This window comes from Paenibacillus kyungheensis (assembly GCF_028606985.1).
Lineage (GTDB): Bacteria > Bacillota > Bacilli > Paenibacillales > Paenibacillaceae > Saccharibacillus > Saccharibacillus kyungheensis.
Map to the genome: position 1 here is coordinate 1837472 of NZ_CP117416.1, position 26134 is coordinate 1863605.

Sequence of the window (26134 nt, forward strand, 5' to 3'; positions counted from 1 at the left end):
GAAACGATCTTATTTGTTGTTTTAAAAGCCGCTTAAAATAAGTTCGATCAGTGCAAGTTTAAGAGTCTGCAAAGCATCTTCCTGAGGCATTTTAATAAATCGACTTAATGAAATCATTTCTTGTTCAAACAAATCAATCACCTTTTGCAAAGCATTTTTGTCGGATGTAGCTGCTTGACGAATCAATTGGCATAATTCATCTTCTGATAGATGGATTGGAGTGCTTTCTTTTTCCATTTGCTCACCGCCTGTTGTGAAATATTAAATTGTTGGGCAACTTGTTTTTCGGTTTTTTCTTGAATAAAAAGGGAACGTATAACTTCTTGCTCTTTGACAGTAGGCAGAGAGTGAATCCACTGCTCTACCAGTAATTGAGAATCAACTTCTTCTGCAAAAGAAGGTGAACTACTAAAATCATATAAGATAGGTAATTCTTTACGGAGGCGTGTATGAGTACGATATTGTAAGCGCCACGCGATCCGCTGAAGTTGTTGCTTATAGCGTTCGTACGTCTGATTGGTGGTTAGGTCTGACATGATGTACCTCCTTTGCGATAAAATAGCTTTCATATCTATAGTAAAAATTTGGATAAAAATACAACTTAGATAAGGAAGAAATTACATAATAAAACAGAAGTACCCTATCATAGCGTTGATATTCTTAATACATTCTATTTTGCTATAGATAAATAGCTTGCCTGTCGTTCTGTCGCAAAGTAATTTTATTTGTACAATCAGGCAGAGGAAATGATAGGAAAAATAAAGGGATGTCATGTATACTATGGGTTAACACACATCAACAAGGAGTGCTTGAAAATGACAAACGCGAATATAGGAACTTGGGATATTACATTAGAAGATGACCAACATGATCAGGTACTGCGTTTGCAATTTGATGATCAGATTCAGTTGCAGAAATTTATTCTTTCATTAACCGTAGAACAATTACTTACTTCTCATATCTATGATCCCGAACAGCGCAGTATGAATGGGAAGACTTATCTGTATCATTGTTTTCAATAGCATATCTATACCAACAAGAAAGGAGGGATTATTATGGAGATGTTATTTCGTTATAACTGGCAAGTACGTCAAGAATGGTTCGATTGGTGTGAATCATTATCACAACAGGAACTATTACAACAACGTACAGGCGGAGTCGGTAGTATCTTGTATACGCTCTATCATATTATCGATGTAGAGTATAGCTGGATTAATGATCTGAGAGATCAGAACAGCTTGCTTACTGATTTTGCAGATTATCAGACGGTAGAACGATTACGTGCATTGTCGTCTCAATTGCATGTAGAAGTAGGCGCTTATGTAAAAGCATGGACACCTGAGCAAGAAACCAAAATTTTGCATAATGTACGTAAAGATGGCTCTACAGAACAATTAACGTATGGAGAAGTGATGCGTCATGTGATTGCACACGAGATTCATCATGTCGGGCAGTTATCGGTATGGGCGCGAGAAGTGGGACGTGAGCCAGTCAGTGCCAATCTTATTCGTAGAGGATTACAACGATAAGGATGATGTGAACAGAACTTTTACTTTTGTATGACGTGAATACTAGATAGCTTGTGCAATGGGGAATCAGGCTAGCTTGTAGAGGGGGACGATGATGTTGCTTAAAAAGAAGATGATCGAAACGGATTCGTATTGGGGGACAAAATGCAGACATATACATATGACACAAGGTTCCTCTACACTAATCATTTTATTTCCGGGAAAAAGTTATTCTTGTGAACGTTCTTTACTGTATTATGCAGCCCAAAGTGCTTTAGAAAAAGGGCATGATGTATTGCAATTAGAATACGGGTATCAAGCGGCTCGAACCGAACTGGAATCAGATCAACGAGATATTTTGATTAAAGAATGTACAGATGTGATTAGACAGTTAAGTGCATTTGGATATACCAACTACATCAGTATTAGCAAAAGTCTCGGTACATTGATAGCAGGAGGCGTATTTGAACAATACAAATCATTGCCGGTACGTCATATTTTTTTAACGCCTTTAGATCAGACTGTACCGTATATTATTCAATCTCAGGGATTGTTAATCTATGGCACCAATGATCCTATGTTCAGTCATCTTAGTCAGGACAAAATAAACCATTTACCTTATATAGACACCGTTGTTTTTCCTGACGCGAATCATTTGCTAGAAGCACCAAGTATTGATCAATCTTTGCAATTTCTGAAGCAAGTAGTGATACACTATAACGAATTTTTCTAAATATTCTATTGTTTTATTGTGGTTGCAACTCTTTATCATGCGATAAAGAAATAAGCCTGCTACATTCTCATAGATGCACAGTCATCTTAAAGGGAACTAGCAGGTTTTTTTGTATGTATTTGGATATGTATACAGCGAAATCTAAAAATATGCTCATTATAGCGTCACAATAGACTAACTTATGTTATATTTATAAATGATAATTATTCTCAATTAACATAAGGAGTGAAAAAATGAAACAATTATCTTGGGTTAAAATGTTACCTTTGTTTGTGATCATGCTATGTGTAATCATCACAGGGTGTGGAGCGAAGACAGGTACATCACAATCATCAGCTACATCCAATCAACAAGCTGACTCTGCACAGACAGTATCAGTAGAACATGTATTTGGTACAACAGCAATTCCGGTACATCCGAAGCGAATTGCTTCATACAATTTGGAAGATATCTTACTTTCACTTCAAGCCCCATTAGTATTAGGTGTATCTGTAGGTGAAAACTATTATCTGGAAGATCGCTTGAAAGCTCAAAATGCCTCTATTCTAAATATGGATAGTGGATTAGCTAATTTAGAAGCTTTTGCAGAAGCACAACCCGATCTGATTGTAGCCAGTGCAACGATTGATCGAACTACATATGATCAGTTAAGCTTAATTGCTCCTACGATTGTGTATGATCGTGAAGATTGGAAAACATCTATTGTCAAAATAGGTAAAGCATTAGATTTGGAAGATCAAGCGCAACAAGTCATAGCAGATCATAATACTCAGGTTCAACAAGCCAAAAAAGCAATAACAACAGCCGTAGGTTCAAAAGCTACGATTGCTTTTGTGCGCACGACTAGCAAGGATATTCGCCTGTATCTGCCAGGATATAAAGATCGAGAAGGTAAAGAGTTGCCAGGTTATGCAGGGATGTTATACAACGATCTAGGGCTACTGCCTATGCCTCTTGTCTCTCAATTACACACCGAGAATCCTGATAAGCAAAATGTAAATCTGTCCACAGAAGTACTTCCTGAAGTCACTGCTGATTATGTATTTGTCACATCCGGTAGCGCAGGTGGAACAAGTGAAGATTTGCAGAAAGATCAGTCTCAATTTGCCGAATTACAGAAGTCTCCTATCTGGCAAGCTTTGCCGGCTGTTCAACATAATCATCTATATACTGTAAATGCCAAGTATTGGATCAGTACAGGCCCTATTGCTGATCAATTCAAAATAAAAGATGCCGTACAACAACTCACTTCATCGTCATAAAATAGACTAAATCAGAGATCAGCACAACTTTTACAGGAGATATAGCGTACACACTTATAATAAGGTTTTGGTAAAGTATAAGGTAGCGAATAAATGATTCGCCTTGCTTGTACGAAGGCTGAAATACTATAATAGATATTGCTGCATATTACCGGCCACGTGAGCATGCGTTTGATGCTACATCTGATTTAGGAGGATTTTACCGTTATGACATTTGTTAAAAAGAGCAATTGGGTATCATTAACGACCAAATTGCTAATCGTTACTGCACTAACTGCTACAATTGCGCCTGCTTCGCATATCGCTCCCAAAGCTCAAGCAGCAACTACAGAAAAGCCCGCTATCATTACGATTGCTGGTAAAGAAGTTACCTGGGAGACTGCACCATTTGTAACCAAAGGAACAACGTTGGTTCCTTTACGCCAAGCTGCTCGTGAATTAGGAGCCACAGCGCAATGGGATGCATCGACTCGTTCTGTTGTTATGTATAGTCATGGAGACAAGGTTGTACATACACCGAATACCAATAAGATTACATTAGATGGATATGAGATTGAAATGCCAGAAGTGTCTCGTAACGTATACGGTACGATGATGGTTCCTGCACGATTTTTGTCAGATTCTCTAAAAGCTAATTTGACGGTAAGTTCTACCCCAGAAGTGACTACAATTAATTTGACGCCAGATCAATCTACTGTATATGCAAGCTCTGCCAAAACAGTAGATACGTATTTACAGTCTCAAAATTATTCAGGTCTTGCTTTGATAGCTTACAAAGGAAAAGTGATTATGCGTAAAGGATACGGATTAGCTGGTGGCGAAAAAGCAACACCACCTGATGGCAAATCACGTATCGCTTCATTAAGCAAATCGTTTACTGCATCCGCAGTGATGAAATTAATCGAAGATGGTAAAGTGAAATTAACTGATCATCTATCTGATTATATTCCAGATTTCCCGCGTGGTAACGAAATTACAGTGCATATGCTGTTATCTCACACCGCAGGCTTTAACTCTAACTTTACCCGTACCGAAGGAATGACGTTAGAGCAGACTGTTGATGAGATCAAAACCAAACCATTGCGTTTTGAGCCAGGTGAACGATTTAACTATAGTAATCAAGGTTATGTATTGCTAGCTTATATTATTCAACAGGTATCTGGAGAATCGTACGGACAGTATATTCAACACACGTTCCTTGATCCATTGAATATGAAAGATACAGGCGAGACTACACCTGCAACCAAAACGATCACTGGATATGTAAAAGATGGCGATGCTTGGGATGAAGCAGGCTACTATGTTTCTCAATCCGGTACAGGTACATTTTACTCGACGCTGGACGATATGATGAAATGGTACAAATCGTTTGATAATCATACAATTTTGAGTGAAGATACAGTAAACAAAATGTTTACAACGTATTCGGATCTGAAGCCATATGGCTATGCCTTTTTGATCAAAAATGTAGACGGCAAACGTACTATCTATCACAATGGTAGTGGAACAGGTTATGCAACAGGATTTACGCATAATTTAGATGATGATGTTCTCGTTATTTTACTAGGAAATCATTATGGTATGGATATGCAAAAAATGTTAGCTGATACACAAGTATTAGCGAATAAAGCACTTGTAAAATAATAGCTTAACATGAATAGGCTCTGAATCGCTTTTGCAAAAAACCACCTTTTAGAATATATAAAAGGTGGTTTTTTTATATTCTGCTAATCATTAAAGTGTATAATTGGTAAAGTAAATACTTACATTACAAATCAGCTATATCGAAAAGGAGCTATTCCATGAAATCGATTATCAATTACGCGCACAGAGGAGCTTCCGGGTATTGCCCAGAAAATACAATGGCGGCTTTTGAGAAAAGTTTGGAATTGGGAGCAACCGGGATTGAAACTGATGTACAAATGACCAAAGATGGACAACTTGTTCTTATCCATGATGAAAACTTAAAACGTACTACCGGATATGATGGTCAGATCAAAGATGTCACTTATGATGAAATCAAAACGTTAGATGCAGGTTCATGGTATGGTGAACAATTTGCTAATGAACATGTGCCATTATTAAGTGAATTATTGAACTGGATCGCACCAACAGAGATGACTCTGAATATCGAGATCAAAAATAATATTGAGCCGTACATAGGGATTGAGCAGAAATTAGTAGATGCTATCCATGAATATGGTCTAGCTGATCGGGTAGTGATTTCAAGCTTCGATCATTATACGCTGGAAACGTGTAAACAATTAGCACCTGATATTCAGACAGGGATTTTGTATGTGGAAAATCTGGTAAGACCGTGGAATTATGCTAACAGTATAGGCGCTACTGCTCTACATTCTCATTATGCTACAGTGATAGCAGAAGCTGTTCAACAAGCACAGCAAGCAGGCGTGATCTATAATGTATGGACGGTGAATGATCCTGCTATGATGCGTAAGCTGATAGAGATGGAAGTTGGCGGTATTATCACCGATTATCCCGATATTTTGGCACAATTACTCCGCGATAAAATTATTGTTTGAGTAGTAGGTATATTGCTATACATTTCAGAGCGCCTAATGCCGTTATCATACGGAAGGGCGCTTTTTGTCATATTTCGACAAATTCCATGAAGCCAGACTTTCTTTACGTAAAAGAACCAGTTACAATAAAGAATACTGACATGGATAAGGCTCTGATTGGAGGTCCTGATGAAAAAAATTCACCCGGGACGATTTTTGAAATTAAATATGATTCGCCTGCTTCGCTTAAAAAAAGGAGCACATCAAGTAGCTATTGGTTTTTCTGTAGGATTATTCCCGAGTTGGTATCCGCTGATAGGGATCGGTCCCATATTGTCATTAGGATTAACGCGTTTGTTCAAAGGAGCTATGCCAGCAGCGATTTTTGCTGCTTCATTGGATTCTTTTGTCTGGCCCTTAACATTTTTTCTTAATTATCATACAGGGCATTTTTTAGTGACATTATGGCGTTCTTCCAGTCTTCCTGCTAGTATGCCTAAGATTGATATTCCAGACTGGCCTGAAGATTATATGCAACCGATACACCAGTCTCATCATTGGCGTGATGCAGGGGTTGATTTTATTACAGGAGCTGCTGTAAACAGTGTTATTTTTGCAATTATTATTTATATTGTGATCAAATGGGTGATGTTAAAGTATCGTATACCGTTACTGCGTAGACTTCGAGGTAAAAAAGTTCATCCTTCTGCTTCACAAAAGGACTAATCTGGGGTAATACTATATATTCCACTATTTTCACAACACTATTATACTCAAAGATTAATCTATTCGAACCCGTATTATTCAGAAGGAGGAACACATGTGAATTTTGGAGCCCGCATGCTCAAAACCGGAATTGCGGTTACGCTTGCTTTATACATTAGCTCCTGGCTTAATCTGACGCCACCGGTAATTGCTGCTGTTGCTGCTATTTTTGCGATGCAGCCATCGATTTACCGCTCTTTCCGTTATTTTCTGGATCAGATTCAGACCAATACATTAGGAGCCATACTAGCACTACTTGGAGGAATGTTTTTCTCTAACGAGCCGATTGCGATTGGCTTAATGTGTGTTGTGGTGATTATGATTTGTTTGCGTCTCAAAATGGGAGATACGATTGGCCTGACATTAGTTACTGTTATTTCGGTAATGGAAGCTTCAGGTCAATGGCAATTTGCGCTTAATCGTTTTTCACTCAGTATTATTGGTATCGTATCTGCCTTTTTAATTAATATACTGGTTGCACCACCTAAGCCATTAGAACAATTTAAAGGGCAGATTGAGAATACATTTGCTAAGTTATCTTTGCTTTTACGGACAGCGGTTTCAGATGAAATCAAAGAGTCTGTGTTTCGCGAAGAAAAAAAAGCACTGGAAAATTCGATTCAGTCGTTAAGCGATAAGTACAATCTGATGGAAGAAGAACTCAAAAAATTAAAACGAGCTTCATTCAGTCGTCATCGACACATTGTAGTGAACAAACAAATGCTAACAGCGCTTAGGAAGGGAGTAGATGTGCTAACTGCTATAGAGCAACATTATTTTCAAGCAGAACGTACTCCGCAGTTAGATGATTATTTCGATAATCATTTGGAACAATTAATTAAGTTCCATGAGCATATTTTGCTGAAGCTGGATAATAAGATCAAAAATGATGGCCATGAGGCTGAAGAAGTAGAACAAGCAAACGATCAATTTTTGGATACAATGATTGATCGCTATCAAGAAAATTTTAGCGGTGTTCTAAGGTTGTCTATTGTAGCCGCTGTGATGTATGATTATGGCTATCAATTAGAACGCCTTAATCGCTTAGTAGATCATACCAGTTCTAAACATGATACAGTTGAAAAAGAAAACGAAGAGAAACAGGAACGCAGAAATTTTCCGACTTGGCCTTGGAAGCAATAATACCCAAGTCGATACATCGAAGATGACTGTTTAAAAGGAGACTTATGGGAATGACGAATATCCCCTACACATTAGAGAACTCAATTGGTTACAAACTTTCTATTGCTACACGTCTTGCACACAATCGCTTAAATCAATATTTTCGTGATGGTGGCTATCCGGTTACACATGAACAATGGATTTTGATTTCATTTTTGTGGAGACGGGACGGGCAGACACAGAATCGTCTTGCACGTCTGTCTCGCAAAGATCAACCCAGTGTATCAAGGTTGATCGATAATATGATCAAACGCGGGATGGTGGTACGTGTTCCTCATCCTGATGATCGCCGTACCAATCTTATCTATTTGACGGATTATTGCCGTAGTATTGTAGATGATCTCGGTGATAAAGCTAGTCAAACGATCGAAGATGTATTTAATGGATTTACTGTAGAAGAGCGCAATATAACGATTAAAATGCTTGATCGTATTATCGATAACTTGGATTAATTCCGTTTGTTTTGTATTAAGGTTCTCTATTTTGGTTAAATGACAAGTAGAGCTAAACTTAATACCAAGGAGGAATTAACATGATATCTGTAGAGGAAAGACAAAAGTGTCTAGAAGCTTGTCTGGAATGTATGGAAGCTTGTAATCAATGTTATACCGCTTGTCTGGAAGAAAAACATTTGGATATGATGCGAGGCTGTTTGCGACTTGATCGTGAATGTGCAGACATATGTGCATATGCTGCCAAAGCTATAACTTCGCAAAGTCCTTATATGCAACAAATTTGTGCTCTATGTGCGCAAATCTGTGAAGATTGTGCTCAAGAATGTGCCAAACATGATCATGACCATTGTCAACGTTGTGCCGAAGCCTGCCGTCACTGCGCTGAAGCTTGTCGGAGTATGGCTGCATGACAAACGATTGTCATACTAAATATGTACAAGAAGGAGAGAGCGATTCTCTCCTTTTTGCGTTGCTTTGTCAACGATAATCCTTATAAAGATGACATGATAAATAATGAAAAATAGTAGATTTATTTGTAACGAGTGAAGATTAATTATACAATATAGAATATGAGCTAGAAGATGAATCAGGAATTATACCGAAGTGCGACACGAAGTCGCCGACAAAAAACAGGTTCCATCATACCTGCTTATTTGTCGGCGTTTCCTGACGTTTACGACAAAGGAGAAAAAGATATGATTGCTAAAACAGAACAAGATATCGAAGGATTAAAAAAAATAGGTAAAGTGGTCGCGATTATTCGTGATGAATTGAAAGAAATGACCAAACCAGGAATGCGTACGATCGATCTAGATCTGCATGCGGCTAAGTTATTTGAACAACATGGTGCATTATCAGGTCCTAAAGTGACTTATGATTTCCCTGGATTTACTTGTATTAGTGTAAATGAAGAAGTGGCTCATGGTATTCCAGGCGATCGAATTATTCAAGAAGGCGATCTAGTCAATGTAGATGTATCTGCTTCATTAGATGGATACTTTGCAGACACAGGTGTATCATTTGTAGTTGGTAACGGTGATCCCAAATTAACTCAGCTATGTGAAGCTTCTATTTTGGCATTTGAAGCAGGAGCACAGAAAATTCGTGCAGGTTCCAAGCGAAGCAATGCAGGTAAAGCTACTTATAATACAGCCAAAAAATTAGGATTCACTATCATCACTAATCTAACAGGACATGGTATCGGGAAATCGCTACACGATGATCCTGAATATATTTTGAGTTATTACGATCCTACCGATAACGGATTATGGAAAGAAGGAATGGTTATTGCTTACGAACCTTTCGTATCTACCAAAGCCGAAGAAGTAGCGGAAGGTAATGATGGCTGGACACTCAAAACAGATGATGGTAGCTTTGTAGCTCAATATGAGCATACGATGATTATTACCAAAGGCGAGCCTATTATTTTGACTAAATAAAAAAAGATATACATGCAATCATCAAAAAAAGCCGCATTGCTGGATAATTCCAGACATGCGGCTTTGGTATTTGCAATTTGTAATAGATGAGCGTACAATAAAATTTGGTCTGCAAAAGAGCATAAATATTCCAAAATTATCAATATAGATTTAACATAACATAATTAATATATATTGTCAAATTTATAATTGCATAGAATGTGTAGACATAGACAAAGGAGATGATCCAGTATGGCAATAGATGATCAGGATTGGAAAGATGAACAAGCACGAGTAGATGATGTAACAACCAAAATCAATCGAAAAATGGCTGTGCTTGAACAAGAAGTTGGAGCGGCGCGTGGCGATGTTGTCGGTATGCGTAAAGACTTCTGGGATGAAGTGACAGTTAACTTCAGTGAGCCGGATGATGTAGGAGAAACTTCAACCAGTCTACGACAGCAATCACAGGTATTGACCGAGATTGAATTGGCTCACAAACGTTCGAGTCTGACTTTAGATAAATTACGTCGTTTATCAGGTTCTCCTTATTTTGGACGGATCGATTTTAAAGAAGTCGGTGAACCTGCAACAGATCATATTTATTTAGGAATTGGTTCTTTTTTAGATGATGATGAAGAGACATTTTTGATCTATGATTGGCGTGCTCCGGTATCGAGTCTTTATTACGATGGAGCACCGGGCCCTGCTTCTTATCGGACACCTGTCGGAAATATCGAAGGAAATATGGAGTTAAAACGTCAGTTTGTCATTCGTGATGCGAAGATCGATGTGTTGTTCGATACAGGGGTTACAATCGGTGATGAATTGTTACAGCAAGTGCTTAGTCATACCGCAGATAACCAAATGAAAAATATCGTAGCCACTATTCAAAAAGAACAAAATAGTGTTATTCGTAACGATCGTAGTCGTCTATTGGTTGTACAAGGTGCAGCAGGAAGCGGCAAAACGTCAGCAGCGTTACAACGTGTAGCTTACTTACTGTATCGTTATCGGGATAGCTTACGTGCCGATCAGATGGTACTCTTTTCCCCGAACTCGATGTTTAATAGTTATGTCTCGACCGTATTGCCAGAGCTTGGTGAAGAGAATATGTTACAGACTACATTTCAGGCGTATCTAGAACGTCGTATCGGCAGAGAATTTGATCTGGAAGATGTCTTTTCACAAATGGAATACTTGTTAGCCTGGAGAGACGATCTGGAGCATGATGCACGAGTGCAAGGGATTCGTTACAAGTCATCTGCAACTTATCTCAAAGCCATTCGCCGTTATACCGAGCTATTATTAACAGAAGGCATGGTATTCCGTCCGATTCGTTTTCAAGGTAAAGATATCGTAACCCGTCAACAGATGCTAGATAAGTTCTATGGATTTGATTCGGCCGTCAAATTAGGGAATCGGATCGAATTAATGCGTGATTGGTTGCTTAAAGAAGTCAGTCTATTTGGACGCAAAGAGCGTAAAGAAGCATGGGTAGAAGAACAAGTACAGTTGATGAGTACGGATGATTATCATCGTGCTTATACGATGATGCGTCGTAAGCAAAAAGGGAAAATGCCTTCTTTTGATGATTTTCAATTAGAAGCAGAATTAGCAGCACGTATGGTTGTCAATGATTGGCTCAAACCGTTACGCAAATGGGTCAAACGACTTCGTTTTGCAGATATCAAAGCGGTCTATCGTAAAATGTTTACCGATGAAGTATTATTTGCCAAAATCAATAATGGTGTATTGCCTGAAGGTTGGGAAGATTTTGCAAGGCAAACAGTTAGCCGGCTTGATCAAGGAGAATTGGGATATGAAGACGCAACACCATATCTGTATCTCAAAGAACAATTGCAAGGATTCCGTTCTAATCATGCGATTAAGCATGTGATTGTCGATGAAGTACAAGATTATTCACCGTTCCAGTTGGAATTTATGAAGCGATTATTCCCGCGTGCGCGAATGACTGCTTTGGGTGATCTGAATCAAGCGATTTACAGCCATAATTCGGTGTTTGATGAAGAAGATCCATTGTTAGAATTGTATGGTAAAGAAAATAGCGAAATTATTCGTTTGACCCGTAGTTATCGTTCCACATATGAAATTGTAGACTTTACACGAGGGATGATGAAAGGCGGAGAGCATATTATTCCGTTTAATCGCCGCGGAGATAAGCCGCAAGTGTCGCTATATGATGATCGTGAATCGATGCATAACGATATTATTCGAGATATTCATGGGCTGCAACAGCAAGGTTATCAGTATACAGCGATTATTTGTAAAACAGAAAGTGAATGTGAAGAAGCTTATCAAGTGCTCAAAGAACAGATCACATTGCGCAAAATTACTAAAAACACACCTGCTTTTGAAAAAGGAACAGTTATTATTCCTGCTTATCTTGCCAAAGGTGTAGAATTTGACGCTGTTGTATTATATGATGCTTCCAGCCAACAATATCATCGTGAAGCAGAGCGCAAATTATTCTATACAGCATGTACGCGGGCGATGCATTTGTTACATTTATATGCTATTGATGAAGTGACTCCATTTATTACGGGTATGGACGAAGAGCGATATGTATTGAATGATCATCGTGGTTGAGTCCACATAGATCACAATATCCAAGTCGTTCACTAAGAATACATTGAAATAACTATGAAATACGCTAAGGAGGACATCAGTAGAACTTTACTGTTGTTCTCCTTTTTTTATAGGTAATCCTGCTGTTATCATATATTATTCCAGACTGCTTTTTTGTAATTCAGTAATCAATGAATTAGAGACACCATTGGTCTGTTTGCGATATTGAGAAGGCGTAGAGCCCCGGTGTTGCTTGAATACAGAAATAAAGTAACTCAAGCTATCAAATCCGACTTCAAGAGAGATATCAACAATTTTGCGATCACTGCTTTCTAGTAATCGGCAAGCTTGTTGCGTCCGATAGCGATTGATATAATCGATCGGGCTTTTTTGAGTTAAACTTTTGAAAAAGCGACAAAAATGTCCTTCGCTCATATTGATTTGTTCTGCTAATTCTCGCAAACGCAGCGGTTGCTGGTAGTGATCATGAATATGACCGAGTACTGTTTTGAGCCGTTCTACTTTATCACTTGGAGCGGGCAGAGGAGTGACTTGAGTATCCATATGTTCAATCATTTGAGCAAAAAGAAGATAAAGATAAGCTTTGGTAGTCAGTTCACAAGTCGCTGTCTGTTGCTCATTGATATCGACAATCGCAGTCAATAATTTCAACACTTCTTGTTCCCAGACTTCTTGTCCACGAATATGCACAGGCAATACCATTTGCTTGCGTAACAACGGATCTATAAATCGTGCTTGTACCATGTCATACCCTGCACTATTTAACAAAGACATACTGAAAACGGTCGCTACAAAGCTACAGGATTCATGTTCCATCTGATATGCTGTATGAATCTCACCGCTATTCACAAATACCGCTTCACCTGCATGCACTTCATAAGGAATCGTACCGATCTGAAACAACGCTCTTCCTTGCGTCACCAAAATCAATTCAGGTTCTTCATGCCAGTGACATTCTAGCACTGTCTCTTCTTCAATATCATCCATCCGATACACACTCACCGGATACATCAGACTCCCGTGAATCCGATCTTCTTTTAACTCTTCGCGCAACTGCTCCTGAATCATCCAATCACCGCCTTAAATCATATAATATTGTGCAATGGAGCGACTTAACGCTCCGTAAATGGATTATTCTTACGATCGCTGTTGCGAGCTAATCTCTTTTATTCCCGCTCTGCGGTAGAGATTAGCTCACAAAGGCGAACGCTTCGCTTCTCCAGAACCATTCCATCTGCTCCGCTGTAGAAAGTGGTCATTCAAATAAAGGGATATCTCTAAAGGTCAAAACTTCATCAATTGGAACACCAGCTTTGATAATATCGACTAACTCTTCAAAACGAGGGCTTATATACAAAACATTTTTATAACTAGATACTAGCGTATGATCTAATCTATGCGTAGATAGGATACCTGCAATTTTATGAGAGTATTCTTCCTTAAAAAAGAAACCGTCTGTATCTCTTCTGATTTTAATTAAATTATTATTAAAATCATAAATTTCTTCTCCGTAAGCTGCTTGAGAGAAATCTATCTCATCAAACTCATTAGCTTCTGTAACAATCAAATTAATATTTTTATTGTCATTATCAGTTTCAAAAGCACCTATAGCTTTTTCAAGATTTCCTTTTATTTGTTCAGAACTTTCTTCGGTTATATCTATCATTGATAGGTCACTAGAAGTACCTAAAGTTAGATTATTTAAGTTTTTCTTATTTGGTGGGAATAAACTAAATTGTAATTTTTCATCTATTTTAGAAGGATAACAATACATCTCATTATCTTTGAAAGAAGATATATTTGAATTCAAATAGCTAATAAATTCAGGTATATCTACTTTTTTAAAACGTATACTATTATGGATTGTTATATATTTATTAATTTTAATATGAGTTAATTCATTTTTAAAATAACTTATCAATTTGTTTTGTATATTATCTCTTTTACTAATAGATAAACTTTTCATTTGGATAGAATACTTAATGTTAGATTTTGTATATACGAAATCAACTGGTCTGTTACTCTCTGAAGGTTCGTATTGAATGTTAATACCAGAATTATAGTTAATCAATTGCGTAAGAAAATTATGTTCTGCTATAGCAGCAAGAAATGTATTCTTTTTTACAGCATTTGATGAAAGGTGAAGATTCATTTCAGATAATCCATGATTATCTATAAATGTAATCTGGTCTTGAAGAGCTTTTATTGCTTCATCATCACTATACACTTTATTAGCAATCAACATCTCTCTTGCCGATTTCATTTTTTTGTTCTTATTCACTTGCTACCCACCACCCTATTGAAATTTCCTGCATTCTTTTGAGAAGCGGATGATCTACTACCACGAGCGGAGGGAAGGAGGAGGTGCTGAAAGAGCGAAGCGCTCGCCTTTGAAGAAAAATGCCAACTGCTTGAGCAGTTATTCAAGGCATTTTCCTTCAACAGCGACGACAAGCACCGCCTTCTTCACGCAGCAACCCCCATCAAAGATCCCCCACCCCTCACCAAATCAGCCAAAGATCAATATCCTTACACATATGATCAAAATAAAAGAAGAAAAGCGCTTTCTTTATCAATATTATTATAACTATAGGTAAGCGATTTGCACAAATACATTTTAATAACCAAATAAAGACTATTGGGGGAAATGACATGAAATTTACTGATGGCTATTGGATGACACGCAAAGGGTATAGTATGCAACATCCTGTAGATATTCGCGATATTGTTAACAAAAATAATGAGCTAACGTTATATGCAGCTACCAAAAAAATTGTACATAAAGGCGATACGTTAAATGGAGCATTGCTCAAAGCTTCTTTGAGTTCTCCAATGCCCAACGTAATCAAAGTACAATTTAACCATCACAAAGGTGGACTGCAAAAACTGCCTGAATTTGAACTGGCTCAATTAGAGACCGATGTTCAAGTGATCGAAGATGAGGATCGTACTGTTTTTCAATCTGGAGATTTAACAGCAACGATTCGTAAAAATACCAATTGGGGGATCAGCTTTGATTTTGCCGGTCGTCATTTAACCGGGAGTGTTCATCGTGGGCCTGGTTATATCAATGGACCTGAAGATACTGTCTTTTTCCGTGAGCAATTGGAATTAGGGATCGGTGAATATATTTACGGATTAGGCGAACGCTTTACACCGTTTGTTAAAAATGGTCAGGTCGTTGATATCTGGAACGAAGATGGCGGTACAAGTAGTGAGCAAGCTTACAAAAATATTCCGTTTTACCTGTCTAGCAAAGGATACGGTGTATTTGTTAATCATCCAGAAAAAGTCTCCTATGAAGTTGCTTCTGAAAATGTATCCAAAGTACAATTTAGCGTAGAAGGCGAAAGCTTAGAATATTACATCATCGGCGGTCGCAATCCAAAAGAAGTATTGGATAACTATACGACTCTAACAGGTAAGCCTGCATTGCCACCAGCTTGGACATTTGGACTGTGGCTAACGACTTCGTTTACAACCGATTATGATGAAGCAACAGTGAATCATTTTGTCGATGGAATGAAAGAACGCGACCTTCCATTGTCTGTATTCCATTTTGACTGTTTCTGGATGCGTGAATACCAATGGTGTGATTTTGTGTGGGATGAGCGGATGTTCCCGGAACCAGAAGCAATGCTTACCCGTCTTAAAGAAAAAGGGCTCAAAATCTGTGCTTGGATCAATCCATATATCGCAGAGAAATCGTATTTATTTGATGAAGGTATGGAAAATGGATATCTTGTCAAACGCAAAGATGGAAGTGTATGGCAATGGGATCTATGGCAAGCTGGGATGGGTCTGGTCGACTTTACCAATCCAGAAGCAGTCGCATGGTATAAGAGCAAGCTGAAAGTGCTTGTTGATCAAGGGGTAGACTCTTTCAAAACAGACTTTGGTGAGCGTATTCCGACCGATGTTGTGTATTATGATGGCTCTGATCCTGTGAAAATGCACAATTATTACACATTCTTATATAACAAAGTAGTATTTGAATTGTTGGAAGAAACGCTTGGCAAAAATGAAGCGGCATTATTTGCACGTTCTGCTACAGTCGGTGGACAACAATTCCCTGTACACTGGGGCGGCGATTGTTCTTCTACATTTGAATCAATGGCGGAATCATTACGTGGTGGATTGTCTCTAGGAGTATCTGGATTTGGTTTCTGGAGTCATGATATTTCAGGCTTTGAAATGACGGCCGCACCGGAAGTATACAAACGTTGGGTACAATTCGGAATGTTGTCTTCTCATAGCCGTCTGCATGGTAATGAATCATATCGTGTGCCGTGGTTGTTCGATGAAGAGTCTGTTGATGTATTGCGTACCTTTACAAAGCTGAAATGTCGTCTGATGCCTTATCTGTTCGATGCGGCTGTTAATGCGTCTGAACAAGGGGTACCGATGATGCGTCCTATGGTGCTTGACTTCCATGAAGATCCGACAACACATACATTAGATCGTCAGTATATGTTCGGGGATTCGTTATTAGTTGCTCCGATCTTTAATAGCGAAGGGTTAGCAACATATTATGTACCAGAAGGAAAATGGACTAATTTCTTAACTGGAGATGTAGTACAAGGTGGACGCTGGTACAATGAAACGTTCGACTTTATGAATTTACCATTACTGGTTAAGCCTAATAGCATTATTGCGCTAGGTGCAGAAGAGAACAAACCAGATTACGATTATACCGATGGCGTAGAACTTCATATTTTTGAATTGGAAGAAGGGCAATCTACTTCGATCCGTCTGGTCAATATGCAAGGTGGGCAAGAAGCAATTGTAACAGCTTCCCGTCAAAATAATACTATCGATATCGCTGTAGAAGGTACGCTTAACTCATGGTCTATCGTATTACGTGGTATTACAGACGTAAGCGGAGTTGTAGGAGCGAATCAATTGACTGGTGAACATGGCATTATTTTGAAATCGCAAGACCAAAAAGTAACTGTAACACTGTAATTGATAAATATTCCTTTGAATACAGTGTAGGTAACAATCTACAAGTTTGTACGATTAAGATGATCTTATGAATACTTGAAGATCATCCTCCATAAAATGTTAAAAAAAGACTGCTCCTACATTTAGTAGAGGCAGTCTTTTTAATAGAAACAGAAGTATTGTTTTATTTTAATATAAAATCGATATTATTTAATTTTGATATGAATACTATGTTGTGTCTGAGCGGGCGTTGTTTTGGCTTTGATCATATATACAATACCGACCACAATATAAAGGACGATAAATAATGCAGAGAAGCGGTACATAGAAGTATAACTGGTGATTCCTGCAACAGTTCCTAAGATCATAGCACCAAGCGCTACCCCCATATCAAGCGAGTTCAAGAACATACCGTTAGCCATTCCGCGTTGATGCGGGCTAACTACTTGAATCATCCATGTCTGCATTGTAGGTTGTAATGCTCCCCAGCCAAGACCATAACAGATTGCCGAAGCAAATAATCCCCATGTAGAATGAGCGAAAGATAATAGCAATAGACCAGCAATTAACATCACTGCTCCAGGTACGATAAGTGCTTTGGGCCCTTTACTATCATAGATTTTACCAGAGAAAGGACGAACAATAATTACAGCCAAAGCATTAAATAAGAAAAAGTAACCCGGATTCGCAAGATGAGCTTCTTTGCCAAATAAAGCGATAAAGCTTACCAGTCCACCATATGTTAATGACATTAAGAAATTTAACAGACTAGGCAATAATAATCTTTTTTCAAATTTGGAAGCTTTCGTAGGAAGTGGTGGAGTATCTATTGTTTCGACAACTATTCCTTCTGAAAGTGCTTTGGCTTGTGCAGCTAGTTTACGTTGATCGGCTGCGATTTTTTGCTCAGCAATCTTTTTATCTTGTCCTTTGACAAGGCTATAAGCAAGCGGAAATAGGATCAAAATAAATATCGAACCAATAATAATCAGTGGTGTAAATCCATATTGCTTCTCAATACTCATACCGATTAGTGGCCCCATCGACATAGAGATAGTAGTCGACAAACCAAAGTATCCCATGCCTTCACCCATACGTTTGCGAGGAATAATATCGGACACCATAGTTGGAAAGGTGGTACTGTACATTCCGAATCCAAATCCGAAAATAACACGCATTACCAATAATAAAATAATCGTCGCACTAAAATAATATCCGACAGTACCGAGTAAGGCGATCAATAATCCACCAAACAAAATCACATTTCGCTTACCAAGTTCTAATGCTCTAGCCGAAAATAACCGTGACACAATAGCAGCTAATGCCATCAAGCTAGTACATAGACTTACATAGAAATCGCCTGCATTGAAATGCTCTCGCATATACAAAGGCAGGGACGATAAGATCATATGCAAATTCAAAAAAACAAGTAAATTACAAGCTGTTAAAATCAAAAATTCTTTCGTCCACAGACGAGAAGGGGCGTCTTCCTCGATATCTGTTATAGGTGTTGTCTCTATTGAGGGGTTTGATTGTTGGGATGGAATATGTTCTTTTGATAAAAGGTTCTCTTTGTTAGTATGCTCCATAGTCTATATTTCTCTCCATTTCTGTAACCAATCCTATACTTTACTGTTCAGTGTCTCATGTGTATCAGGATCTATCTCTAGTTTGTTGCGTAACAAATGCAGTAAATGATGCAGTTCTTTGAATTGCTCTGGTGTAAGCAGATCGGTTAAATCTTGATTATGTTTTTGCTCAATTGCATATATTGTTTCCATAAGTTCACGTCCGGCAGGTTGAGGATAGACAAGAAAAGCTCTTCGATCATGCGGATCTGTTTCTTTACGAATTAAATTTTTGCGATGCAATACATCCAAAATACGAGCGGTAGTGGGTTGATCTTTGTATACATGCGAAGCCAGTACTTTCTGATTCATTCCTTCTTGGGCACATACATAATATAGAACACTCCATTGCTCAGGGGTAATATCATGTTCTTTTAAATGAACGGCCAGCGACTGACTGACTTTGCGGTAGGTCGTTCCTAATACAAAACCGATCGATTCTAACTCTTGCATAATAAAGCTCCCTTCACAGATTAGATATGAAATCAAATTAGATGTTATAACAATTATATCTAAAACAATTAAAATTTTCAATAGATTTCCTATATCAATGAAGTAGATGATATAGAGAAGATATATTTGAATCCACTTGTTTATTACAGATATTCCATATAAAGAAGCAGTATCAAAATATGTTATTGACCGCATAAATATAGTTGAGTAGAATTTGATCATTGATAAGTAATCTACCTGTTATTTCTACAGTGATCCGAAAAATGGAAAGGAGTACATATTTTTTTGGTTTTAAAACCAAGTATTCAGATGCGTATTATTTAAAATATAGATTAGGGGGAAAATTTAATGGTTAAGCAAAAATCATGGTTTCAATGGATTGGCGTATTTACTCTTGCACTTTTGATGGTTGTGGTAACAGCTTGCTCTAGTGGAAGTTCGACAGCGACCAATACTACAGCTCCTGCTTCTACAGATGCTACGGCTTCAACAGACAGTGGACAACCCAAAGACGGAGGAAGTCTTATTATTGCTGTAGCGGCAGATCCGCAAGTGTTAAATCCTAACTATGCAGGGGATCGAGTCAGTCTAACGATCGACCAAGCATTATATGCACCATTATTTCAAGTGAATAAAGGCAAGAAAACATTTTACTTAGCAGATAGCTTGGATTTGTCCAAAGATAATTTAACTTATACGCTAACCCTTAAAAAGGGATTAACATGGCATGATGGAGAAAAGTTAACTGCTGATGATGTTGTATTTACGATCAACAAAATTCTGGATGAAAGTCAACATAGCTTTTTACGAAGCAGCTTTGTTATTGGTGGTAAGCCTGTACAAGTCACCAAAATAAATGACACCACTATCCAATTTAAATTAGCTCAAGTTAGCCCTGCTTTTGAAGCAGCTTTAGTTCAAGTTAGTCCGATTCCTAAGCATATTTTTGAGAACGAGACAGATATTGAAAAAAGCACTAAAAACAATAATCCTATCGGATCAGGCCCTTTTAAATTTAAAGAATATAAAACAGGTGAGTATATAACATTAGAACGGTTTGACAATTATTTTGGTGGAAAACCTCATCTTGATTCTGTTACTTATCGAATTGCCAAAGACACGAATGCCGCTAATCTAGCTTTACAAAATGGTGAGATCAATGTGAAATACCTTGATCCACAGGATGTAAGCACTATTCAAGCAACAGGTAACTTTGATATTCAAGCGTATAGCGAAGGTCGCCTTGCTTATCTTATGTTTAACGAGAACAGCGATACTGGAGTTTTGAATAAAAAAGAAGTGAGACAAGCGATCTCCTACGCACTAAGTCGCGATGAAATTATTCAAGTCGCTTATACATCTACTGATTATGCAGAACCAGCTCGTTCTCCATTTACCCCGGATGCGCTGTATTTTGATAATGATGTAACCACGTATGATAACAATATAGAAAAAGCCAAACAGTTATTGCAACAAGCAGGTGTAAGTAATCTGAAGTTAAGATTTATCGTATCCAGCGGTAACAAATCACAAGAAGCACAGTCCCTTTATATTCAGCAAAAGTTAAAAGAAATCGGTATTGATGTTGAACTACAAAATATGGATTCTTCTGCTTGGTCTAACAAATTTGTAGATCCGAATGCTAAAGATTACGAGCTGGCGATCTCTGGTTATATTATGGGCTATGATCCTGATGCTTATCGTATTTTGTATACATCTAATGAATCGTCTAATTACACTCATTACAACAATAAAAAGGTAGATCAGTTGTTTGTTGAAGGTTCTGCAGAAGCAGATACAACTAAACGTGCAGCTATATACAAAGAACTTCAAGAAATCATCGCAGCAGATGCACCTATTTATCCAATGGCTTATACCAAAACGATTGTAGCAATCGATAAAAAGTATGGTGGTTTAGATAAAGCTATTTTGAAACCTGTCGTTATCTTTGAAGATTTATCTAAAATCTATCTTAAACAATAAGGGAGACAGGTATGAAATCGACTATAGTCAAACGACTTATACAGATCATACCGATGCTTTTATTCGTGTCGATTATCTGCTTCGGGATGATCAAGTTAGCTCCTGGTGATCCTGTACTATCCTTTGTTACTCCTAATATGCATCCTGAAGATATAGAACGTATGCGTCAAAGTCTTGGTCTGGACAAACCAGCATATATTCAGTATTTATTATGGATCAAAGAAGCTTTATCTGGTAATTTAGGTTATTCATTAATTAATCATCAACCTGTATTACAACAAATGCTAGATCGTTTGCCTGCAACAGCCGGTTTGATGGGGATTTCAATCCTCATCTCGGTTGTTCTTGCTATTCCTATTGGTTTATTAGCAGCGGCTAATCGTAACCGTTGGATCGATAAATGTATTAATTTGTTATGTTATATCGGAATTTCGATTCCTGTATTCTGGTTAGCGATCTTGCTTATTTATCTATTTGCTATCAAATTGCACTGGTTACCGAGTGTCGGGATGCGGACGATAGGTGTAGACTCATTTTGGGATATGGTTAAGCATGGAATATTACCATGTGCAGTGTTATCTTTTGGATTTTTAGCAGTCTACGTACGTTATATTCGTTCTAGCACACTAAGCCAACTTAAAGAAGATTATGTACAAATTCAACTTGCTTATGGCTCCAGTCCCAAATTAGTATTGTTTAGACATGTACTCAAGCATGTGCTACTGCCTATTATTACATTACTCGGGATGTCGTTAGCTGATTTGGTTGCAGGTGCTATCGTTACCGAAACTATTTTTTCTTGGCCAGGTATTGGATCGCTAGGAATGACTGCGGTTAAAGGAATGGATTACCCGATGATTATGGGAATAACGTTATTTTCATCGTTGATGTTGATTCTAGGGAATCTGATTGCCGATATTCTTTACCGATTCGCAGATCCAAGAATCAAATCAACGAGGTGAATGATAGTATGAAAAATAAATGGAAACAGGTGAGTAACGAGATAACATCCTCTCCTTTAGGATGGTTAGCGGTTATTGTATTGATTGTGTTTTCGCTAGGCGCTATATTAGCTTCCTTATCTCCCTATGATCCAGATCAGTTAAATGTGATGGAGCGTATGCAACTTCCTAGTAGTGGACATTGGTTTGGAACAGATGATTATGGTCGAGATTATTTTACAAGAGCGTTATATGGTGGACGTATATCGCTGTTAGTCGGTTTTTTATCAATGATTATCGCTACAGTAATCGGTGTGGCAGTCGGCGTAATTAGCGGTTATGCAGGCGGATCGATCGATAATTTATTAATGAGAGCTTTAGAAATTTTGATGTCTATTCCTTCCTTTTTGATTATTTTATTGTTAAGTGTATATTTGAAGCCGGGAATTGGAAATATTATTCTTATTATTGCTTTGTTAATGTGGATGAATATGGCACGTATTATACGAGCAGAGACGATGACTTTAAAAGAAAGAGAGTATGTATTATATGCTCAAGCATCCGGTCAAAGTAGTATAGGTATTATTATGAAGCATATTCTACCGAATTTGATTCCACTTATTATTGTAGGGGCTACTAACAATGTCGCTTCAGCTATTATGATGGAATCGGCTTTAAGCTTTCTGGGATTTGGTGTACAACCTCCAAATGCAACATGGGGCAGTATGCTTAACAATGCGCAGGGGTATTTAGCGCAAGATCCTTTACTAGCTATTTTTCCAGGATTGCTTATATTTTTAACGGTACTTAGCTTTAATATTTTGGGTGATTTATTACGAGCAGGATTTGAACCCAAGTTGATCCGTAGATAATGGGGCTCATGAATAGATACGGACTAGATGGTCTTTTTTGAAAAGAGGTGAATATTCGATGACAGAACCTTTATTATCGGTGAATGATCTAAAAGTTTCATTTGATACCAAAGAAGGAGAAAATCAAGCCCTTCGAGGAGTGAGCTTTGATATTTATACAGGAGAAACGATCGGTATAGTAGGAGAATCCGGTAGTGGAAAAAGTGTCACTGCCAAAGCCATCTTATCTCTTATTACACCACCTGGACGTATATGGAATGGAGATATTCGATTTCACGGACAATCCCTGATCACTTTGAATCCCAAGCAGTGGCGTAAGATTCGTGGTAAGCAGATTGCAATGATTTTTCAAGATCCGATGACTTCTTTGAATCCGGTCAAAAAAATCGGTGATCAAATGATTGAAATTATACGTCGGCATCGTGGGATGAATAAACCAGAAGCACAAGCTGAAGCGATCAAGCAGTTGGAGCAAGTAGGGATTGGTCAAGCAGAGGCAAGGCTACATCAATATCCGCATCAATTTAGTGGTGGTATGCGTCAACGGGTTATGATTGCGATAGCGTTGGCTTGCCAGCCTGAACTTATTATCGCGGACGAGCCGACAACAGCTTTAGATGTTACGATTCAATCGCAAATTCTGTTTTTACTCAAACAGTTAAAAGAGCAGTCTCATACTACAATTGCTTTGATTACTCATGATTTGGGCATTGTCGCTCAAATTTGTACCCGCGTAATTGTTATGTACGGTGGCATGATTATGGAAGAAGGGCTGGTCGAAGACATATTTTATCGTCCGCATCATCCATATACAAAAGGACTGCTTCGTTCGCTACCTAAACGCAGTGAAGGTTTGCGAGAGCGATTAATTCCTATTGAAGGATCACCACCAGATTTATTGCATCCTCCTAGCGGATGTCCATTTATGGAACGTTGTCCGCAAGCACATGAACGTTGTGCTACATTACCACCTGTATCTCATATATCTGAAAGTCATCGTTCGATGTGTTGGTTAGATCAGGAAGGAGCGCATACAACAGATGAATTCAATACGCAAATCTGATAACCGACTAGACTCTACTCCATTAGTACAAGTAGATCAACTTAAAAAGCATTTTGTAACCAGTACTACTATTTGGGGCAAAACAGAACAGGTACTCAAAGCTGTAGACGGTGTTAGTTTTCATATTAACCGTGGAGAAACATTTGGGTTGGTAGGGGAATCAGGGAGCGGCAAATCGACAGTAGGACGTTGTCTACTGCGTTTGTACGATTATACGGATGGAGAAGTCTATTATGATGGACAAAATATTTCCCGTATGTCAGCCAAACAGCTCAAGCCATTTCGTAGACGAATTCAGTCTATTTTTCAAGATCCATATTCTTCGTTAAATCCAGGCATGAATGTTGCGGAATTGATCAGCGAACCTATGAATATTCATCGTATGCATACTGGCAAAGATCGAAAAGAAGCTATTGTTGATTTACTGGAAAAAGTAGGTCTACAAAGTGGACATCTTTATCGTTATCCGCATGAGTTTAGTGGAGGGCAACGTCAACGATTATCTATTGCAAGAGCATTATCTGTAAATCCTGAATTTATTGTGTGTGATGAACCCATCTCAGCGTTAGATGTTTCTATTCAAGCACAAGTGATCAATACCCTCGAAGATTTGCAGACTGAATTAGGCCTAACGTATTTGTTTATTGCACATGATCTATCAATGGTTCATCATATTTCTGATCGAATTGGAGTGATGTACGGCGGACGACTCGTCGAAGTAGCAGACAGTGACGAATTGTACAACAATCCATTACATCCGTATACACAAGCATTGTTATCTTCTATTCCTATTGCTGATCCGCGTGCAGTTATTCAGCCCATTTCATATACACCTTCAGTCGTCGATCCTAATGAAGCAGCACAAGCCTATTTATTACGTGAAGTCAGTCCACGTCACTATGTAAGTAACCTATAGAGTACATTGTAAATAGAAGTACTGTATACAATATCAATCCATATTCGGATAGCTAATAAAATGAAAAAGAACGGTAAAGTAGTCTAGCTACTTTACCGTTCTTTTTATATACAACGAAGAAGTATTATTTAGTTCCAGCTTCTTCTTTTACTTGTTCTTTAGCTTGAGGAACAGATTCCCAGTCTTTCAAGAAACGTTCGATACCGCTATCTGTCAATGGGTGTTTCCACAAAACAGGAACCAAAGTACCTGGAATAGTAGCGATGTGAGCACCAGCAAGAGCAGCTGCTTCTACATGACCTACATTACGGATACTTGCAGCGATAATTTCTGATTTCAAACCATAAGTGTCTAAGATTGTACGAAGATCGCGAATCAATTTCATACCATCAACAGCGATATCATCTAGACGACCTACGAATGGGCTGATGAATGTAGCGCCAGCTTTAGCTGCCATCAAACCTTGTGCTGCGGAGAAGATCAAAGTTACGTTTGTTTTGATACCTTCTTTAGAAAGTTGGTTACAAGCGTACAATCCTTCTTCAGTCATAGGCAATTTAATAACAACGTTTGGTGCCCATTTTGCGATTTCGTGAGCTTCTTTTAACATACCTTCAGCATCAAGGCTTACAACCTCTGCGCTTACTGGTCCTTCAATAATCTCACAAATTTCGTCGATTACATCTTTAAATACGCGACCTTCTTTAGCGATCAATGAAGGGTTAGTTGTTACACCATCTACGATTCCCAAACGCGCAATACGTTTGATTTCTTCAAGGTTACCTGTGTCTAAGAAAAATTTCATTTCTCTTTTCCTCCTCGTAAAATTCTATAATTTGTATAACGTTAGGCATCAAACTGCAATTTGTAACATGTATC

General features: G+C 38.1%; 25 protein-coding genes. 18 read left to right on the top strand and 7 right to left on the bottom strand.

Annotated elements, in window-relative coordinates; genetic code table 11:
* Nucleotides 1-21 precede the first annotated feature (21 nt).
* Together PQ456_RS08135 and PQ456_RS08140 are read right to left on the bottom strand one after the other, a co-directional pair.
* Complete coding sequence (locus tag PQ456_RS08135) at nt 22-237, bottom strand: helix-turn-helix domain-containing protein (RefSeq protein WP_273615669.1); 216 nt, start codon at nt 235-237, stop codon at nt 22-24.
* Nucleotides 183-536, bottom strand: coding sequence for a sigma factor-like helix-turn-helix DNA-binding protein (locus PQ456_RS08140; RefSeq protein WP_273615670.1), 354 nt, complete (start codon nt 534-536; stop codon nt 183-185). Before PQ456_RS08140 ends, PQ456_RS08135 begins: the two co-directional genes overlap by 55 nt.
* A 279-nt stretch (nt 537-815) precedes the next feature.
* Here PQ456_RS08140 and PQ456_RS08145 point away from each other — a divergent pair, with 279 nt between their 5' ends.
* From PQ456_RS08145 to helD, 12 genes are all read left to right on the top strand, one after another.
* Nucleotides 816-1022 (top strand): hypothetical protein, encoded by a 207-nt coding sequence (locus PQ456_RS08145; protein WP_273615671.1) that lies wholly within the window; start codon nt 816-818, stop codon nt 1020-1022.
* 33 nt (nt 1023-1055) lie between these two features.
* On the top strand, nt 1056-1529 hold the full coding sequence (locus tag PQ456_RS08150; RefSeq protein ID WP_273615672.1) for a DinB family protein: 474 nt from the start codon (nt 1056-1058) through the stop codon (nt 1527-1529).
* A gap of 97 nt (nt 1530-1626) precedes the next feature.
* A complete protein-coding gene (locus PQ456_RS08155; RefSeq protein ID WP_273615673.1) occupies nt 1627-2241 on the top strand; it encodes a hypothetical protein in 615 nt (204 codons plus the stop codon).
* A gap of 233 nt (nt 2242-2474) precedes the next feature.
* Nucleotides 2475-3503: an ABC transporter substrate-binding protein gene (locus tag PQ456_RS08160; protein ID WP_273615674.1), complete on the top strand. Its 1029-nt coding sequence runs from the start codon at nt 2475-2477 to the stop codon at nt 3501-3503.
* Between the two features lie 207 nt (nt 3504-3710).
* A complete protein-coding gene (locus PQ456_RS08165; RefSeq protein WP_273615675.1) occupies nt 3711-5147 on the top strand; it encodes a serine hydrolase domain-containing protein in 1437 nt (478 codons plus the stop codon).
* A 158-nt stretch (nt 5148-5305) separates the two neighbouring features.
* The gene (locus PQ456_RS08170; protein WP_273615676.1) at nt 5306-6046 is read left to right on the top strand and encodes a glycerophosphodiester phosphodiesterase; all 741 of its coding nucleotides are present in this window, start codon (nt 5306-5308) and stop codon (nt 6044-6046) included.
* 168 nt (nt 6047-6214) lie between these two features.
* Complete coding sequence (locus PQ456_RS08175) at nt 6215-6751, top strand: DUF2062 domain-containing protein (RefSeq protein ID WP_273615677.1); 537 nt, start codon at nt 6215-6217, stop codon at nt 6749-6751.
* Between the two features lie 96 nt (nt 6752-6847).
* On the top strand, nt 6848-7933 hold the full coding sequence (locus PQ456_RS08180) for an FUSC family protein (RefSeq protein WP_273615678.1): 1086 nt from the start codon (nt 6848-6850) through the stop codon (nt 7931-7933).
* Nucleotides 7934-7983: 50 nt separating this feature from the next.
* Nucleotides 7984-8424 (top strand): MarR family winged helix-turn-helix transcriptional regulator, encoded by a 441-nt coding sequence (locus PQ456_RS08185; RefSeq protein ID WP_069326325.1) that lies wholly within the window; start codon nt 7984-7986, stop codon nt 8422-8424.
* Nucleotides 8425-8504: 80 nt separating this feature from the next.
* Nucleotides 8505-8837 carry a four-helix bundle copper-binding protein gene (locus PQ456_RS08190; RefSeq protein ID WP_273615679.1) on the top strand — a complete coding sequence of 111 codons (333 nt, stop codon included), beginning with the start codon at nt 8505-8507 and terminating at the stop codon, nt 8835-8837.
* A gap of 285 nt (nt 8838-9122) precedes the next feature.
* Entirely contained in the window at nt 9123-9866 is a 744-nt protein-coding gene (gene map, locus PQ456_RS08195) for a type I methionyl aminopeptidase (RefSeq protein ID WP_273616279.1), read from the top strand.
* Between the two features lie 231 nt (nt 9867-10097).
* On the top strand, nt 10098-12455 hold the full coding sequence (gene helD, locus PQ456_RS08200) for an RNA polymerase recycling motor HelD (protein WP_273615680.1): 2358 nt from the start codon (nt 10098-10100) through the stop codon (nt 12453-12455).
* Between the two features lie 135 nt (nt 12456-12590).
* Here the strand turns inward: helD and PQ456_RS08205 are convergent, their stop codons facing one another.
* On the bottom strand, nt 12591-13523 hold the full coding sequence (locus PQ456_RS08205; RefSeq protein ID WP_273615681.1) for a helix-turn-helix transcriptional regulator: 933 nt from the start codon (nt 13521-13523) through the stop codon (nt 12591-12593).
* A gap of 187 nt (nt 13524-13710) precedes the next feature.
* The gene (locus PQ456_RS08210; RefSeq protein WP_273615682.1) at nt 13711-14736 is read right to left on the bottom strand and encodes a hypothetical protein; all 1026 of its coding nucleotides are present in this window, start codon (nt 14734-14736) and stop codon (nt 13711-13713) included.
* 371 nt (nt 14737-15107) lie between these two features.
* Here PQ456_RS08210 and yicI point away from each other — a divergent pair, with 371 nt between their 5' ends.
* Entirely contained in the window at nt 15108-17420 is a 2313-nt protein-coding gene (gene yicI / locus PQ456_RS08215) for an alpha-xylosidase (protein ID WP_273615683.1), read from the top strand.
* Nucleotides 17421-17605: 185 nt separating this feature from the next.
* Here the strand turns inward: yicI and PQ456_RS08220 are convergent, their stop codons facing one another.
* Both PQ456_RS08220 and PQ456_RS08225 read right to left on the bottom strand, forming a co-directional pair.
* Nucleotides 17606-18988: an MFS transporter gene (locus tag PQ456_RS08220; protein WP_273615684.1), complete on the bottom strand. Its 1383-nt coding sequence runs from the start codon at nt 18986-18988 to the stop codon at nt 17606-17608.
* A gap of 33 nt (nt 18989-19021) precedes the next feature.
* Nucleotides 19022-19480, bottom strand: coding sequence for a MarR family winged helix-turn-helix transcriptional regulator (locus PQ456_RS08225; protein ID WP_273615685.1), 459 nt, complete (start codon nt 19478-19480; stop codon nt 19022-19024).
* A 348-nt stretch (nt 19481-19828) separates the two neighbouring features.
* On the opposite strand from PQ456_RS08225, the gene PQ456_RS08230 reads away from it, so the two are divergent.
* From PQ456_RS08230 to PQ456_RS08250, 5 genes are read left to right on the top strand one after another with little or no spacing between them, the layout of a single operon-like run.
* Nucleotides 19829-21463: an ABC transporter substrate-binding protein gene (locus PQ456_RS08230; RefSeq protein ID WP_273615686.1), complete on the top strand. Its 1635-nt coding sequence runs from the start codon at nt 19829-19831 to the stop codon at nt 21461-21463.
* 11 nt (nt 21464-21474) lie between these two features.
* Entirely contained in the window at nt 21475-22425 is a 951-nt protein-coding gene (locus PQ456_RS08235) for an ABC transporter permease (RefSeq protein ID WP_273615687.1), read from the top strand.
* A gap of 8 nt (nt 22426-22433) precedes the next feature.
* The gene (locus tag PQ456_RS08240; protein WP_273615688.1) at nt 22434-23276 is read left to right on the top strand and encodes an ABC transporter permease; all 843 of its coding nucleotides are present in this window, start codon (nt 22434-22436) and stop codon (nt 23274-23276) included.
* 58 nt (nt 23277-23334) lie between these two features.
* Nucleotides 23335-24339 carry an ABC transporter ATP-binding protein gene (locus tag PQ456_RS08245; protein ID WP_273615689.1) on the top strand — a complete coding sequence of 335 codons (1005 nt, stop codon included), beginning with the start codon at nt 23335-23337 and terminating at the stop codon, nt 24337-24339.
* Nucleotides 24317-25255, top strand: a complete 939-nt coding sequence (locus tag PQ456_RS08250) for an ABC transporter ATP-binding protein (RefSeq protein WP_273615690.1) — start codon at nt 24317-24319, stop codon at nt 25253-25255. The genes PQ456_RS08245 and PQ456_RS08250 overlap by 23 nt, the downstream gene beginning before the upstream one ends.
* Before the next feature lie 124 nt (nt 25256-25379).
* Here the strand turns inward: PQ456_RS08250 and fsa are convergent, their stop codons facing one another.
* Complete coding sequence (gene fsa / locus PQ456_RS08255; RefSeq protein WP_273615691.1) at nt 25380-26060, bottom strand: fructose-6-phosphate aldolase; 681 nt, start codon at nt 26058-26060, stop codon at nt 25380-25382.
* Nucleotides 26061-26134: the final 74 nt, after the last annotated feature.